This is a genomic window from Brevibacterium sp. SMBL_HHYL_HB1 (genome assembly GCF_018208375.1).
GTDB lineage: Bacteria > Actinomycetota > Actinomycetes > Actinomycetales > Brevibacteriaceae > Brevibacterium > Brevibacterium intestinavium.
The window spans coordinates 3,223,300-3,238,989 of record NZ_CP062936.1 but is presented as its reverse complement, the minus strand read 5'-3'; the positions used below and the strand labels follow the sequence as shown (position 1 = coordinate 3,238,989).

The window sequence follows — 15,690 nt, the reverse complement described above, 5'->3', positions numbered from 1 at the left end:
CAGCGACAAGGAGAACCCTATGACCACCAAGCCGTCGTTCACCCAACACGACTCGAGCCGGGTCATCCGCGCCGACCGCGGAACCGAGATCACCGCGAAGTCCTGGCAGACCGAAGCGCCCAAGCGCATGCTCATGAACAATCTCGACCCCGAAGTCGCTGAGCGCCCCGAAGACCTCGTCGTCTACGGCGGCACCGGCCGTGCCGCCCGCTCCTGGGAAGCCTATGACGCGATCGTGGCCACCCTTGATGACCTCGAGGACGACGAGACCCTGCTCATCCAGTCCGGCAAACCCGTCGGCGTCATGCGCACCCACGAATGGGCCCCGCGCGTGCTCATCGCCAACTCCAACCTCGTCGGCGACTGGGCGAACTGGGAGCACTTCCGCGAGCTCGAGGCCGAAGGGCTGATGATGTACGGCCAGATGACCGCCGGGTCCTGGATCTACATTGCCACACAGGGCATCCTCCAGGGCACCTACGAGACCTTCGGCGCCATCGCCCACAAGCGCTTCGACGGCAGCTTGGCCGGCACACTGACCATCACCGCCGGCTGCGGCGGCATGGGCGGCGCCCAGCCACTGTCGGTGACCCTCAACGGCGGTGCCTGCCTCATCATCGACGTCGACAAGACCCGCCTCGACCGCCGCCAGGGCAAGCGCTATCTCGACGAGGTCGAGACCGATCTCGACACCGCTCTGGCCAAGGTCATCGAGGCCAAGAAGAACAAGCGGGCCCTGTCGGTGGGGCTGGTCGGCAACGCCGCTGAGATCCTGCCCATGATCCTCGACCGCCCCGAGGCTGCCGAGGTCGACATCGTCACCGACCAGACCTCGGCCCACGACCCGCTGTCCTACCTGCCCGTGGGTGTCAGCGTCGACGACTGGCACGATGAGGCCGAGCAGGATGCCGAGAAGTTCACGCTCCGCGCCGAGGAGTCCATGGCCAAGCACGTACGCGCCATGGTCGAATTCCAGGACCGCGGCGCCGAGGTCTTCGACTACGGCAACTCGATCCGCGACGAGGCCCGCAAGGCCGGCTACGACCGCGCCTTCGAATTCCCCGGCTTCGTCCCCGCCTACATCCGTCCCCTCTTCTGCGAGGGCCTCGGACCCTTCCGCTGGGTCGCGCTGTCCGGCGACCCGAAGGACATCGAGGTCACCGACCAGGCTCTGAAGGAACTCTTCCCGGACAACGAGCACCTGGCTACGTGGCTCGACGCTGCCAACGAGTACGTCGAGTTCGAAGGACTGCCGGCCCGCATCTGCTGGCTCGGATACAAGGAACGCCACCAGGCGGGTCTGCTGTTCAACCGCCTCGTCGCCGAAGGCAAGATCTCGGCCCCCATCGTCATCGGCCGCGACCATCTCGACTCCGGTTCGGTCGCCAGCCCCTACCGTGAGACCGAGTCCATGCTCGATGGCACCGACGCCGTGGCCGACTGGCCGCTGCTCAACGCCCTGGTCAACACCTCCTCGGGAGCGACCTGGGTGTCCATCCACCACGGCGGCGGCGTCGGCATCGGCCGCTCCATCCACGCAGGCCAGGTCTCCGTGGCCGACGGCACCGAACTGGCCGCCCAGAAGCTGGCACGCCTGCTCACCAATGACCCGGGCATGGGCGTCATCCGCCACGTCGACGCCGGCTACGACCGCGCCGCCGAGGTGGCCGAAGGGCGCGGCCAGCGCGTGCCGATGATCCCCGAGCTCGACAAGCGCGACGAGGAATCCGCCGCGCAGTGAGCGGATCGCGCCGGGCAGTGAGCGGACTGTGCGGGGCTGCGTGCTGAATCCGCGCAGCCAGCCTACGCAGCCCCGCGTCCGCTCGCGGGCACCCGCGGCTGCTGCCGGGGCACCTCGGCCGAGAGCTCGACCTGCGACTGGAAGCCCCAGTTGCGAATAGAGCTCTGCGTCGTGGATCGAGCCCTCGGCGCCAGCGCCGCCGCTCGAGCCCCCTACTCGTCGAGGAACAGATCGAGTTCGAGGTCGTCGGGTCCATGGCCGATGGAACCGGACCTCGAGGTGTCGTGGGCGTAGACGGAGAAGTCCGTGACGCCGCGTTCGCGCAGCAGCTCGTCGTCGATGAAGAAGTTGCCGGTCACCTGGCGCGGGTCTGAGGTGAGGACCGCCCATGCGGCGTCGGCCACGATCTGCGGTGTCCGACTCCTCGCCATCAGCTCCGCCCCGCCGAGGAGGTTGTTCACCGCCGCCGTCGCGATCGTCGTGTGCGGCCACAGGCTGTTCGCCGCCACCCCATCGGCCTTGAGCTCCTCGGCCAGACCCAGCGTGACCAGCGACATTCCGTACTTCGCCATCGTGTAGCCCAGATGCTTGCCCGCCCACTCCGGGTTGAGGTTGAGCGGCGGGGAGAGCGTGAGCACGTGCGCGGCGTTCGAGGCCTTGAGGTGCGGCAACGCCGTTTTGGCCAGGAGGAACGAACCGCGCGAGTTGATCGAGTGCATGAGATCGAACTTCTTCATCGCCAGGTCCGCCGTCGGCGACAGGTCGATGGCGCTGGCATTGTTGACGACGATGTCGATGCCGCCGAAGGTCTCCGCGGTCTGCGCGACCGCCTCGGCGACGGAGGAATCATCGCGGACATCGCCGATGATCGGCAGCGCCTTGCCGCCGGCGGCTTCGATCTGCTCGGCCGCCGTGTAGACGGTGCCCTCGAGCTTCGGGTGCGGCTCGGCGGTCTTCGCCACGATCGCGACATTCGCCCCGTCCTGGGCCGCGCGCAGTGCGATCGCCAGTCCGATTCCCCGACTGCCGCCGCTCATGATGATCGTGCGCCCGGCCAGCGAGCGTGTGGAATCTGCTCCCGCGCCGAGGTGGCTGTCAGTGCTCATCGTTCGTCTCCTTCGTCCGTGGTCGACACTGATTTCGTCAGTGCTTGGATGCTGAAAGTCAGATGGGGCCAGACTACCCGTCGGTTGCAGGCTCGTCGCGGGGCCTGTCGGCGGCTGGCACGTGACGCGGGCGCTGTCCCGGCGTGCTCGCCGCGCCCTGGGCCGTTCGCCGGTCACGTGCGTGCTCGCCTGGTGCCCCGCCCACGGTGAAGGGCGCACGGTGACGGGCGCACGACCACCGAGTGTCCGAAATATCGGACGAATATCTCTGTGGGCGGTTCTGTGCCGTGGGCGTGCGGTCCATACTGGGACTGAAGCATTCTCGATCGGAAGGGGCCGACCCGTCATGCAGCTTTTCACCGGGATCAGCGAGCTGGTCGTCAACGACCTCGATGCGCTCGGCGAACTGGACGTCATCACCGATGCCGCCCTGCTCATCGACGACGGCCGTGTCGTCTGGTCGGGACCGTCCGCCCAGGCGGACACCGCAGTCGCGGAGCATTTCGGTGCCAGCGAAGAGAGACCGGGCGGTCTCGGCGGCAGCGCGCCGGCGGCCCCGCGCCCCGAGGTCGCGGCGGTCAACGACGATGACATCGTCAACGGTGAGGTCACCTCGGTAGGGGAGCTGGCCGAGCTCGAGACCATCGACTTGGGCGGCAAAGCCGTCATCCCGGGATTCGTTGACAGCCACAACCACCTCGTCTTCGCCGGCGACCGGTCCGAGGAATTCGCCGCCCGCATGGCCGGGCAGAAGTACTCGGCCGGAGGCATCGCCACCACCGTGGCCGCCACCCGCGCGGCCACCGAGGACGAACTCGAAGGCAACCTCGTCCACCTGCTCGAGCAGGCTCGACGCCAGGGCACGACGACCTTCGAGATCAAATCCGGATACGGGCTGACCGTGGCCGATGAGATCCGGGCCCTGGACATCATCAACCGGCACACCGAAGAGTCCACCCTCATCGCCGCCCACGTCGTCCCGCCCGAGTACAAGGACGACCCGGAGGGCTACGTCGACCTCGTCATCGACGAGATCATCCCGGCCACTCGGGGCAAGGCGAAGTGGATCGACGCGTTCTGCGAAACCGGAGCCTTCACCGAGGACCAGACCAGGCGCATCATCGACGCCGGCAGGGCCGCAGGCATGAAACCGCGCCTGCACGCCAATCAGCTCACCGAGGGCGGAGCGCTCAAACTCGGCGCCGCACTCGGGTGCGTGTCCGTCGATCACGCGACCTTCGCCTCGGACTCCGACCTCGCCGTCCTCGCCGAGTCCGGCACCGTGGTCACTCTGCTGCCGGGCATCGAGTTCTCCACCCGCCAGCCCTATCCCGACGCCCGGCGCTACGTCGACGCCGGGGTGCGCCTGGCCATCGCCACGGACTGCAACCCCGGCTCCGGGTTCTCCAACAGCGTGCCCTTCGCCATCGCGATCGGCGTCCGGGACATGCATTTCACCGTCGAACAGGCGGTGTGGGCGGCAACGGCCGGAGGTGCCAACGCCCTGCAGCGAACCGACGTCGGCCACCTCGGGGCCGGAGCTCGCGCCGACCTGGCCGTCCTCGACGCGCCGAGCTGCCGTCACCTGGCCTACCGGCCCGGTGTCCAACTCGTCGAACGCGTCTACTCCGACGGTGAACTCGTCGCTGACAATCGGCCGCGCCCCTGAGACCCACCGAAGTCCCGATCCTCAACCCCTGGCCCGCATCACCGTGCGGACGATTCCCAATGAAAGGCCCCTGATGTCAGACCTCATCGATCTCGACCCCGACACCCTCACCTTCGCCGAGGTGGTCGATGTCGCCCGCCACGATGCGAAGGTGCGCCTGTCCGAGGCCACCCTGGCCCGTGTGAACAAGTACCGCGAAGCCGTTGACGCCCTCGCCCAGGCAGAGAAGCCCGTCTACGGCGTCTCGACCGGGTTCGGCGCCCTCGCCCAGCGCCACATCCCCACCGAACTGCGCACTCAGCTGCAGAAGTCGCTCATCCGTTCCCACGCCGCCGGTGTCGGCGAACCCGTCGAGCGCGAGGTCGTGCGGGCTCTCATGCTGCTGCGTGCTCGGACGATGGCCACCGGCCGTGCCGGAGTCCGCGCCGAGGTGCTCCAGACCTACGTCGAACTGCTCAACGCCGGCATCACCCCGGTCGTCCACGAATACGGTTCGCTCGGCTGCTCGGGAGACCTCGCACCGCTGTCGGCCTGTGCGCTCGTCGTCATGGGCGAAGGTGTGGCCGAGGGGCCGGACGGGGTGGCCGGACCTGCCGATGAGGTCCTCAAAGCCGCCGGAATCACTCCGGTCACGCTCGCCGAGAAGGAAGGGCTCGCGCTTGTCAACGGCACCGACGGCATGCTCGGCATGCTCATCATGGCCCTGACCGATCTGGAGAACCTGCTCACCGCCGTCGACGTCTCCGCAGCCATGAGCATCGAGGGACTCTTCGGCACCGACGCGGTCTTCGCCCCCGAACTCCACTACGCTCTGCGCCCGCACGACGGACAGTCCGCCTCGGCGGCGAACATGCTCACCGCGCTCAAGGACTCGGCCATCACAGCCAGCCATCGCGAGTCGACCCACCTCGTCCAGGACGCCTACTCGATGCGCTGCGCCCCGCAGGTCAACGGCGCCGCCCGCGATGCCGTCGCCTTCGCCACCGGCGTCGCCGAACGCGAACTGCGCGCGGCCATCGACAACCCGGTCGTGCTCACCAACGGGATGGTGTCCTCGAACGGCAACTTCCACGGAGCGCCCCTGGCCCACGCCCTGGACTTCCTCGCCATCGTCGCCGCCGATGTCGCCTCGATGGCCGAACGTCGCACCGACCGGATGATGGACGTGGCCCGCAACCAGGATCTGACCCCGTTCCTCGCCGACGATGCCGGTGTCGACTCAGGACTGATGATCGCCCACTACACGCAGGCCGCGATGGTCTCCGAGGCCAAGCGGGGCGCAGCCCCGGCCTCGGTCGACTCGATCCCGTCCTCGGCGATGCAGGAGGACCACGTGTCCATGGGCTGGTCGGCCGCACGCAAGCTGCGCAAGGTCGTCGACAACCTCGCCTCCGTCGTCGGCATCGAGCTCTACGCGGCCTCCCGGGCCTGCGATATGCGTGAGACCACCCCGGCGCCGGTCACCGGCGCCGTCATCGCGGCCATCCGCGAGACCGTGCCCGGGCCCGGACCCGACCGGTTCCTGTCGCCCGAACTCGCCGAGACCATTGCGAAGGTCAAGGACGGATCCCTGGTCGCCGCCGCCGAGGCGGTCGCCGAGTTCCGCCACACCGTGACCTCCGTGGCCGGAACCTGGCAGCCGGCCGGCGGCGGCCCGGCCGTCGATGACCCGGAGTTCACGGCCCTGGGCAACCTCGAAGCCGCTGCCGAGGCGTCGGGAACCGCCGCAGCGACCACCCACCAGGACTGATACCGGGTCGGGGCGGACCCGACCGATTTCGAACGGAGTGAACTGACAATGAGCGATGTGGTCTCACTGCTGAGCCAGATCGAGGACACCGGCCGCGACCCCCGTGGGTCCGGCTACCAGCGTCCCGGGTTCTCGGCCACCGAGCGCGAACTGCGCGATTGGTTCCTCGCCGAGGCCGACCGCCGCGGTCTCGACACCGAGATCGATGCCAACGGCATCACGTGGGCGTGGGCCACCCCTCCCGGTGAGAATGCCGTCGTCACCGGCTCCCATCTCGACTCGGTGCCCGGAGGCGGCGAATTCGACGGACCGCTCGGGGTCGCCTCGGCGCTGGCGGCCTTCGACGAGCTGAAGGCCTCGGGCGCGCTCGAGCGGGCCCGCCGACCCCTCGCGCTGGCCGTGTTCCCTGAGGAAGAGGGCTCGCGCTTCGGTGTCGCCTGCCTCGGTTCGCGGCTGCTCACCGGCGCGATCGAGACCGACCGCGCACTCGGTCTCAAGGACTCGGTCGGCGACACCTTCGCCGACGTCGCCCGTGGCTATGGCCTCGACCCGGATCGGGTCGGGCGTGACCAGTCTCGGCTGGCCGGGATCGGTTCGTTCATCGAACTCCATGTCGAGCAGGGCCTCGGTCTGGCGGGCACCGATCAGGCCGTGGCCATCGGCTCCTCGATCATCGGCCACGGTCGCTGGCACTTCTCCTTCACCGGGCAGGGCAATCATGCCGGCACGACGCCGATGAGCCATCGCGCCGATCCGGTGGTCGCGGCCTCCCGTGTGATCGGGGATATCCCGACCCTAGCGGCCGCCACTGACGCGAGCGCCGTTGCCACTGTCGGGCGCACGCTCATCCACCCGGGTGGGACGAACGTCATCGCCTCGGCCATGAGCTTCTGGCTCGACATCCGCCATCCCAATGACGCCGTCGTCGAGCAGGTGCTCGACGCGATCAGCCGCCGGGCCGCCTCGCACGCCGACGAGACCGGTGTCCGGGTCGACGTCTCCCAGGAGTCGTACTCGCCGACGACGCACTTCACCGCCGACCTCAACTCGCGCTTGGCCTCGGTGCTGCCGCAGGCGCCGCTGCTGCCCTCTGGCGCCGGGCACGATGCCGGCATCCTCGCTCCGCACGTGCCCTCGGCGATGCTCTACGTGCGCAATCCCACCGGTGTCTCGCACGCTCCCGAAGAGGCCTGCGAGGTCGATGATCAGCGGGCCGGAGTCGATGCCCTCATCAAGGTCCTCGCGCGCGAGCTCGAGATCGAGGTCCCCGGCGGCTCGGACGGTGCCGCGCCTGGGCCTGCGGGCGGTGCTGCGTCCAGGCCCGATGGCGGGGCCGCGACCGGGCCCGATGGCGGGGCTGCGACCGGACCTGCGGCCGGCGGCGGAGGTGCGCGATGAGCACTCAGTTCTGGTGCGAAAGAGCCTGGGTCGACGGGACCGTCGCTGATGGCGTCCTGCTCAACTGCGATGACACGGGTACGCTCAGCGGAGTCGAGACCGGCATCGGCTCCGCACCCGCCGGCGCCGAGGTGGTTCCCGGCCTCACCCTGCCCGGTGGCGTGAACGCGCACTCGCACGCCTTCCACCGCATCCTGCGCGGCCGCACACACGGTGACGGCGGGACCTTCTGGACCTGGCGCGAGGTCATGTACTCGGTCGCGGCGAAGCTCGACCCCGAAACCTATGAGACCGTAGCCCGCGCCGTGTTCGCCGAGATGCTCGCCGGCGGATACACCTCGGTGGGGGAATTCCACTACCTCCACCACGCACAGGACGGGACACCCTACGGGGCCGAACGTCCCCGCGGGGACGCCGCCGAGACCGCTGCCGGGAACGCTGCCGAGCCCTCTGCTGGGAACGCTGCCGAGACCACTGCCGGCGACGCAGCCGACGACGCCGCTGGAAACCGGGCACACGCGATGGAACGGGCGCTGGCACGGGCGGCCGCCTCGGCGGGGATCCGGATCCGACTGCTCGACACCTGCTACCTCACCGGCGCCATCGACGCCGAACTCTCCGCCGAACAGGCCCGGTTCGGCGATGGCACGATCGACGGCTACATGGACCGCCACATGGGGCTGTCGGCCTCCTTCGCCGAGGAGTTCCCCGTGCGCGCTCCGGGCGAGAGCTTCGTCCATGTGGGCGCGGCCATCCACTCGATCCGGGCCGTGCCTGCCGCCAACCTGCCGCGGTTCACCGAACTCACCGATCCCATCCACGTCCACCTGTCCGAACAGCCCGCAGAGAACGAAGCCTGCCACGCCGCCTATGGGACGACGCCGACGCAGGTGCTCGCGCGATCCGGAGTCGTGGGATCGAACCTCTCGGCCGTCCACGCCACCCACCTGAGCGAGGACGACATCGCGATCCTCGGACAGTCGCAGGCCTCAATCGTCATGTGTCCGGCCACCGAGGCGGACTTGGCCGACGGCATCGGGCCGGCCCGTGAACTCGCCGATGCCGGAGCCGCGATCGCGCTCGGATCCGACCAGCACGTCGTCCTCGATGCCCTGCGCGAGACCCAGGGTCTCGAGGCCGGAGAACGTCTGCGATCGGGTCAGCGCGGCCGTTTCAGCCCCGCCGAGCTCATCACCGCGCTGACCGAATCCGGAGCCCGCAGCCTCGACCTGCCCGTCGGGTCGCTCGAGGTCGGGAAGGCATGCGACTTCGTGACGCTGCGCACCGACAGCATGCGCACCTTCGGGTCACTGGACGAACAGATCATCCTCACGGCCACTTCGGCGGATGTCCGGCTGACCGTCAGCGGCGGTCGGGTGAGGGTCCGCGACGGCGTGCACGCCGAACTTGGAGACATCGCAGACCTCTACGCGGCCGCGTTCGCGGCGCTGGGGATGGAGGGCTGAGCCGTGGCCGAGCTCACCGGACGAGAAGCGGTCGGCGCCCGGGGCGGCGGGTTCGGAGGCGGCCGTCATGGCTGAGGTCCCCGCGCTGCGTCGGGCGATCGCGATGCTGCGGCACATGGCCTCATCGAACCGGGCGATCACAGCCGGGGCCCTGGTGAGGGCCCTCGAGATTCCGCGCTCCAGCGCCTACGACATCCTCGCCGTGCTCGAGGAGCTCGGGCTCGTCGCACGCACGGAATCGGGTTTCGTCCTCGGCGCCGGTGTGCACGAACTCGGGGCCTCCTATCTGCGCACGAACCCGCTGCAGCGCTTAGCGCAGCCGGTAGTGCGCCAGCTGGCCGACGACACAACCGCGACCGCGCAGCTCGCCGTCATCCGCGGGTGGGAGACCGAATACGTGCTCAAGGAGCAGTCACTGAAATCAGTGGCCGTCATCACTGCCACCGGTGTCCGCCTGCCCAGCTACCTCACCGCCACCGGTCGAGCGATCCTCGCCCAGCTGCCGAAGTCCGAGGTGCTTGCGATGTTCCAGTCCGAGACCGGTTTCGTCTCCCGCACGGGCAGGGGACCGACCTCGGTCAAGGCGCTGAATGCAGTGCTCGCCCAGGAACGTCGCGCCGGCTGCGCGATCGAACACGGCGAGGTCACCCCCGGGATCTCGACGATCGCCGCACCCGTCTACGACGTGCTGAAACGCCCGATCGCCGCCATCGGGGTCTCACTGATCAGCGAGGCCCTGCCCGAGGACATGACGCCGGTGGTCGACCGGGTCCAGACTGCCGCCGCCGAGGTGACTGCGAAGCTGCGATGATGTGCTGATTCGGTGGCGGCTTTTCGCCGCCGACTCGAGTCGCCGTCTCTGTGCCAAGTTGGTTATGAGCGCTGGTCGGGTCTCTGCGAGATTTGCTTCAGTGCCCCAGCACCCGCCGCTCGCGAGCGGCCTCCTCGACGATCTGATGATCACAGCGCAGCTCCTTGATCAGTGCGATGCCGAGGATGACCACGATGGCGGTGAAGGGCACGGCCGAGAGCATCGCCGCCTGCTGCAGAGCCTGCAGGCCGCCTACGAGGAGCAGCACGATCGCGCAGCCGCCGGTCAGTGCTCCCCAGGTCGCGATCACCGGGCGCCTTGGGGCGAAGGAGCCGTGTGAGGACAGCGAGCTGAGGACGAAGGTGTTCGAGTCCGCGGAGGAGACGAAGAACAGGATGACCATGATGATCGTGAACGTCGAGGCCAGCAGGGACAGCGGCAGCTGGTCGAGCAGGCTGAAGAAGGCGGTGTCCAAGTTGTTCTGCGTCGCCTCACCGATCGCGGCCCCGTCGATGTCGAGCTTGATCGCCGACCCGCCCATGACGGTGAACCAGATGAAGAAGACGGCGCTGGGCACGAGGAGGACGCCGGCGACGAACTCGCGGATCGTGCGTCCCCGCGAGATCTTGGCCAGAAAGATGCCGACGAACGCGCTCCATGACAGCCACCACGCCATCATGAAGTAGGTCCACCCGAGCATCCATTCGCTGTCCTCGGCATTCGTGGGCGTCATCAGGCTGAGTTCGAGGAAATCACCGGCGAAGGCACCGATGGAGCGCACGAACAGGTTGGAGACGAAACCACTCGGCCCGGTGATGAAGACGAACAGTCCCAGCAGGGTCGCCATGGTCAGCGTGATCTGTGAGAGGTGCTTGATGCCCTTGCTCACCCCGGTCAGCGCCGATCCCGTGAACAGCAGAGTGAGCACCGCAATGACGAGGATCTGCAGGATTGGAGTCGACTCGACGCCGAGGACGGTGTTGAGTCCCTGCTCGATCTGTGAGGCCCCGAGGCCGAGCGAGGTTGTCGTGCCGAAGAGCGTGGCGATGATGGTGAGGATGTCGATGAGGTTGCCGATCCAACCGTCGACGAACCGGCCGAGCACCGGGCGCAGCATCGTCGACACCAGCGCCGGGCGTCTCTTCCTGTGTGTCGAGCAGCCGATGGCCAGACCGAAGACTCCGAAGATCGCCCAGGCCTGAAAGCCCCAGTCGAGATAGGAGAACTGCATCGCGCGAACGGCCGCGCCCATGGTCGCCGGTTCGGCCGACCCATGGGGCGGGACCATGAAGTGCGACATCGGTTCGGCCACGCCGTAGCTGACCAGTCCGATCCCCATCACGGCCGCCAGGATCATCGCCAGCCAGGTGATCGTGCGGTATTCGGGGCGTGAGTCCTGCGTACCGAGGCGGAGGCGGCCGAAGCGGCTCGCGGCGAACCACACCAGCAAGACGATCGCAGCGAAGGGCACGACGAGGTAGATCCAACCGAAACCGGTCGACACTGCGGTCATCGCCCGCGTCATGATCCCAGCCAGAGCAGCGGGGGCGATCGTCGCCCACAGCATGAAGGCGATGACGACGGCGACCGAGCACACGAACACCTTTCCGACCCGATTCGAGCGGGTGACGACATCGAATGCAGGTTGCACATCGTCGGGTTCGGGCTCGGAGCCCGGCTCGGCGGCAGGGGGAGGGTCGTCGGAGGATGTGGACGTGGTTGAGCGATCGGATCCGCCTGCAGTGCTGCTTGCGGGTTCAGGGGTGGAAGAATTCAGCGTCGTCATCGTGGTCTCCGGACTCACAACCGCCTCAGCAGGCATGAGCGTTCGTCGGGGGCGGTCGGGTGGTGGAGCAGGCTGAAGAATCGGCCCCGCGAACAGGGACGTTCGAGGAGCCGTGCAGCGATGAGTCTATGCGGTTGGAAGCGAATCTCCACATGGATTCGGCTCTCAGGCGCAGAGTGTGAGACTTCTCGCGGTGACGGACCGAAGAGTATCCGACGGTCGGAGATGTGCGGGAGTGCTCACCGCCGCAGAAGCAGCACCGCGACCTCGAGGTGCTTCGTGTGCGGGAACATGTCGAAGATCCGCGCCTGGGCCACCTCGTAGCCGGGCATTCGGGCGAGGTCCTTGGCCAAGGACACCGGGTTGCAGCTCGAATAGACGATGTGCTCGACGCCGGAGCCCTCGAGTGCGGCCGCCAGGCGTGCCCCGATCCCGCGCCGAGGCGGGTTGACGATCACGCAGTCCGGCCCCGCGGCCTCCCCACCCAGCCCCCGCCTCGGCGAACTCCGTGGCATCGCCGGCGAGGAACCGGGCATCGACGCCGAGCTCGGCCGCGCTGGTCTTCGCGGATTCGATCGCCTGCTCACTGACCTCGACGCCGGTGACTCGGCGGCCCCGGCCGTCGGCGTCCCGGCCTGCCGGGCGCGCGCAGTGGAGGGCGAACCCGCCGACACCGCAGTAGAGATCCCACAGGCTGCTGGCCTCGACCGCGTCCACCCACTCGGCGACCTGGTCGTAGAGGCCGATGGCCACGGCGGTGTTCGTCTGGAAGAAGCTCTGCGGGCGCAGGTGCAGATCGACCCGGTCGAGGTTCATCCGCAGCGATCCGCCGTGCAGCATCTCCTCACGGCTTCCCTCGAGCACGGCCTTGTGCTCGGGCAGGAGATTGACCGAGACCACGCGCGCCTCCGGCACGAGTTCGAGGAGCCGCGCCCGCCGCGACCGCAGCACATCGAGACCGTGCTGGGTGCGCACGACGAATCTGATCATCAGGTCTCCGGACGGCGCCGCGGTGACATGGACGAACTTCAGCTCACCTCGCCGCGCGGACACGGAGTAGGGTTCGAGCCCGGTGGCGTCGAGGAAGTCGGCGAGAACCGGAATCACCGTCCGGATCGCTGCGGCCTGAATCCCGCATTCGCGCAGGTCGACGCCGTGGAACTCCTGATCGAGGATGCCCAGGGTCACGTGCCCGGCAGTTCCTCCGACGGCGAGCTTCGCCCGGTTGCGGAAGTCGCGGACCCCGCTGGTGAAGCTCGGCAGCCACACCGATGGGGCCGCGGCCGCCAGAACCTCGTGGCACCAGACCTCCTCGTCGGTGATCTGCTGCGGGTACTCGGTTTCGATGAGAGCGCACGACCGGCATTCTCCGCGCTCGAAGTACCCGCATTCGAGTCGACCGTGACCCGCCGCGGCGGGGATGAGCGGGAGGGGCGTCATCCCCATATTCTAAACGGCGATTCCGCCCACCGACGACCGTAGACTGGACGGGTCCACATCGATCTGATCGCCCCTCGACCTCGAAGGATCCCATGGTTTCGCTGACGGTGCTCGCCTTCGCGATCATCGCGGCCGTCGTGCTCGTCTCCGCGTTCGTGCAGGGGTCGACGGGGATGGGATTCGCGATGATCCTCGCCCCGGTCGTGACGTTCATCGACCCGAGCCTCATCCCCGTGATGCTGCTCGTGCTGATGATCCCGCTCAACTTCTACGTCGCCGCCCGCGAACGCGGCCACATCGACTGGACCGGGGTCAGCTGGATCAGCATCGGCCGCTTCGCCGGCACTTTCGCAGGACTGTGGATCCTCGTCATCGTCAACCTCCACCAGCTTTCGCTGCTCATCGGCTGGTCGACGCTCATCGCCGCGATCATCGCGCTGTTCGCCCCGAGATTCTCGCCGAACCGTCCGGTGCTCGCCGCCGTCGGACTCATCACCGGCGTGACCGAGACCTCGACCGGCGTCGGCGGACCGCCCTACGCCCTGGCCTACCAGCACAGTCCGGGACCGGAGCTGCGTTCGACGGTGGCCGTGTGCTTCCTCGTCGGCGAGGTGATCTCACTCATCGTGCTCGCCTTCAGCGGGCAGATCACGGCGGAGACGATGATCGCGACGGCGTGGATGCTGCCGTTCCTGGCGATCGGCTCCTTCCTCTCCCGCTACGTCCACCACCGACTCGACGGGCCGCTGCTGCGCTGCATCGTCCTCGGCTTCGCCATCGTCTCCGGGGCGATCGTCATCGTCCAGGCGTGAGGGAGCGGTCCCGGCCGCGTGGCAGGTGCTCCGTCGAGCGGAGCGATCAGGCGAAGGCGAAGCTGAGGGCGACGAACGTGCCGAAGGAGAGGAGTGGAGCGATCGCGGCCGCGGCGATGGCGATGATGCCGAAGGTGCGTCCGCGGGCGGTGGCCGCCGAGACGATGCCCATGATGATGGCGGTGATCCCCACGCACGCGCAGAGGACCTGAAGCACGACGAGTCCGGTCGCCAGGCTCTGGTACCACTCGGGAACATCCGCGAAGTAGTAACCGGATGCGGCCTCGGTGGGGCCGAGCGTGGCACCGAGGATCGCCGAGGCGACCAGAGTGAGCACCGCTGCGATGAGCGCCAGGACCAGGGCCGTCTTCCCCAGAGTCGGCGACTTCGCCGAAACCGGTGCCCCGGCGACACCGCCTGATGCCCCGGCGACCGGCCCGGCCGCACCTGGCGGATGGGGCGCGCGCTCGTACTGTTCGAGGCCGGCGCCCGGGGAAGAATAGATCAGCGGGGCGTGCGGACTCGGACTCCGCGGCTGCTGCGCCGCGAGCTCATCATCGGTCGGCTGGGGGTAGGTGAAGTCCGTCGAGGTCATGCCTCGACGCTATCGACGCCGAGGTGACCCGGCCCATCCTGCTATCCCGCGCACCGGGTCGGGAAATCCTCCCTCCGCTCGCGGGGCCCGGCCACGCGGCTGCTGCCCCGCGACACGAGGTCCCGGACACACCGGTCCTGTCACGTGACCCGTAGACCCGGCCGCGCCGGTCACCGGCGGCGGGCGACGATGAGGAACCGCTTCTGCGTGACCTCGATGGGATCGCTCGACTTCGCCAAGCGCCCCAGCACGTCGAGGTTGGGCATCACGGAGAAGCCGGGGACGTCCCAGGGGATGTAGGCGAGGTACTCGATCACCGCTTCGACATCCGTGAAGCGCATCGTGCCCTGCCACTTCCGTGCCGCCTCGATCGTCAGGCTCTCACCCTCGACCCGGTCACGGCACGGTTCGAGCTGCTGGCTCAGGTCCCCCAGACCGCCGCCGAAAAGATCCCGGAACTCCTGCGCCTCCGTCCCGTCGACCTGCTGGGTGAGGAACATCCCGCCCGGGGCGAGCACGCGGGCGACCTCGGCGATGTCGTAGCTCTCGTGACGATTCATCACGAGATCGAACGCGCCATCGTCGAACGGCATCTCCGGATGGTGGTCGCTGTCGTATCTGGCCACGTCGACCTCGTAGTCCTCGAGCGCCGAGGTGGCCAAGGGAACGTTCGGCTCCCACCCTTCCGTGGCGGTGATCGTCGGCCCCGGCTGACCGGGAGGTCTGGCCTGGCTGAGGCGGTCGATGAGTTCGATGAGGCGCTCGCCGCCGCCGGTGCCCATATCGAGGCAGCTGCTCGACGCGGCCAACTCGTCGAGGCAGATCTGGTCGAAGTCCCACGGCGGGTCATCGGCGATGAGTCGACCGTCCAGTGGGCCGAAGTCCCACCCCGTCATCGACGCAGTGTCATGGATCCAGGCCCACCGCTCGTGGCGTTCCTGAGGTGTCTCGTCGCGGGTGCGACTGCTGTCGGCATATTCGGGCATGTTCACACTCCTCTGCCGGACGGCTCGGCACCCCCGGCGGCACCGATGCCGTACTTCGACTCTAGGCCAGTCATGGCCTGTGATGCACGGGGAATCGCCTCCTTTCTGGCGAATCTCGGCAGGCGGGATG

The 15,690-nt window shown here is 68.3% G+C and carries 12 protein-coding genes and 1 pseudogene; 7 read left to right on the top strand and 6 right to left on the bottom strand.

Annotated features, from left to right (window positions below; genetic code table 11):
• Window positions 1–19: 19 nt before the first annotated feature.
• Entirely contained in the window at window positions 20–1,741 is a 1,722-nt protein-coding gene (hutU, locus tag IG171_RS14885; RefSeq protein WP_212128150.1) for a urocanate hydratase, read from the top strand.
• Between the two features lie 212 nt (window positions 1,742–1,953).
• Here the strand turns inward: hutU and IG171_RS14880 are convergent, their stop codons facing one another.
• The gene (locus IG171_RS14880; protein WP_212128149.1) at window positions 1,954–2,847 is read right to left on the bottom strand and encodes an NAD(P)-dependent oxidoreductase; all 894 of its coding nucleotides are present in this window, start codon (window positions 2,845–2,847) and stop codon (window positions 1,954–1,956) included.
• 346 nt (window positions 2,848–3,193) lie between these two features.
• Between IG171_RS14880 and hutI the strand changes: the two genes are divergently transcribed.
• The 5 genes from hutI (at window position 3,194) to IG171_RS14855 (ending at window position 9,941) form a co-directional block, all read left to right on the top strand.
• The gene (hutI, locus tag IG171_RS14875) at window positions 3,194–4,516 is read left to right on the top strand and encodes an imidazolonepropionase (RefSeq protein WP_212128148.1); all 1,323 of its coding nucleotides are present in this window, start codon (window positions 3,194–3,196) and stop codon (window positions 4,514–4,516) included.
• 73 nt (window positions 4,517–4,589) lie between these two features.
• A complete protein-coding gene (hutH, locus tag IG171_RS14870; RefSeq protein ID WP_212128147.1) occupies window positions 4,590–6,266 on the top strand; it encodes a histidine ammonia-lyase in 1,677 nt (558 codons plus the stop codon).
• A gap of 48 nt (window positions 6,267–6,314) precedes the next feature.
• A complete protein-coding gene (locus IG171_RS14865; RefSeq protein WP_249203728.1) occupies window positions 6,315–7,664 on the top strand; it encodes an allantoate amidohydrolase in 1,350 nt (449 codons plus the stop codon).
• Window positions 7,661–9,130, top strand: coding sequence for an amidohydrolase family protein (locus tag IG171_RS14860; RefSeq protein WP_212128146.1), 1,470 nt, complete (start codon window positions 7,661–7,663; stop codon window positions 9,128–9,130). The genes IG171_RS14865 and IG171_RS14860 overlap by 4 nt, the downstream gene beginning before the upstream one ends.
• Before the next feature lie 67 nt (window positions 9,131–9,197).
• The gene (locus tag IG171_RS14855) at window positions 9,198–9,941 is read left to right on the top strand and encodes an IclR family transcriptional regulator (RefSeq protein WP_212128145.1); all 744 of its coding nucleotides are present in this window, start codon (window positions 9,198–9,200) and stop codon (window positions 9,939–9,941) included.
• Window positions 9,942–10,038: 97 nt separating this feature from the next.
• Here IG171_RS14855 and IG171_RS14850 read toward each other — a convergent pair whose 3' ends face one another.
• The 3 genes and pseudogenes from IG171_RS14850 to IG171_RS19365 form a co-directional block, all read right to left on the bottom strand.
• A complete protein-coding gene (locus tag IG171_RS14850) occupies window positions 10,039–11,592 on the bottom strand; it encodes a BCCT family transporter (RefSeq protein WP_249203727.1) in 1,554 nt (517 codons plus the stop codon).
• 374 nt (window positions 11,593–11,966) lie between these two features.
• Window positions 11,967–12,242: a hypothetical protein gene (locus IG171_RS19370; protein WP_349252157.1), complete on the bottom strand. Its 276-nt coding sequence runs from the start codon at window positions 12,240–12,242 to the stop codon at window positions 11,967–11,969.
• Between the two features lie 43 nt (window positions 12,243–12,285).
• Window positions 12,286–12,543 (bottom strand): annotated as a pseudogene (locus IG171_RS19365) (23S rRNA (uracil(747)-C(5))-methyltransferase); the annotation flags it as partial.
• Between the two features lie 716 nt (window positions 12,544–13,259).
• Here IG171_RS19365 and IG171_RS14840 point away from each other — a divergent pair.
• A complete protein-coding gene (locus IG171_RS14840) occupies window positions 13,260–13,979 on the top strand; it encodes a sulfite exporter TauE/SafE family protein (protein WP_249203726.1) in 720 nt (239 codons plus the stop codon).
• Between the two features lie 46 nt (window positions 13,980–14,025).
• On the opposite strand, the gene IG171_RS14835 is transcribed toward IG171_RS14840, so the two are convergent.
• Window positions 14,026–14,574, bottom strand: coding sequence for a hypothetical protein (locus IG171_RS14835; RefSeq protein WP_212128143.1), 549 nt, complete (start codon window positions 14,572–14,574; stop codon window positions 14,026–14,028).
• 170 nt (window positions 14,575–14,744) lie between these two features.
• Window positions 14,745–15,560: a methyltransferase domain-containing protein gene (locus IG171_RS14830; protein WP_212128142.1), complete on the bottom strand. Its 816-nt coding sequence runs from the start codon at window positions 15,558–15,560 to the stop codon at window positions 14,745–14,747.
• Window positions 15,561–15,690: the final 130 nt, after the last annotated feature.